This is a genomic window from Paenibacillus popilliae ATCC 14706, assembly GCF_000315235.1.
Taxonomy (GTDB): domain Bacteria; phylum Bacillota; class Bacilli; order Paenibacillales; family Paenibacillaceae; genus Paenibacillus_B; species Paenibacillus_B popilliae.
The window spans coordinates 1-211 of the sequence record NZ_BALG01000260.1; the positions used below are offsets into that span (position 1 = coordinate 1).

1 protein-coding gene is annotated in these 211 nt (G+C 42.2%); it reads right to left on the bottom strand.

Annotation, left to right across the window (positions count from 1 at the left end; genetic code table 11):
* The coding region (locus PPOP_RS24535) for a pyocin knob domain-containing protein (RefSeq protein ID WP_042229266.1) at positions 1-211 on the bottom strand (211 nt) is incomplete at both ends.

Consider the following 211-nt stretch of genomic DNA (forward strand, 5'->3'; position numbering starts at 1 on the left):
TTTGTAAGTCTGCGCATATAAAATTGGTTTGCATATAAACCGTAAACCTTTTGTAGTACCCATTCGGGGTTATGCGCAATGACCTCCACGTAACTCCAACCATCACCCAGGATAGGGGTATTACCTAGATGTGCACCCTTATAAAACCCAGTTTTTACTATAGTGTTTAGGTCACGACCTGAAATATCAATTGCTGCACCATCATCAGCGG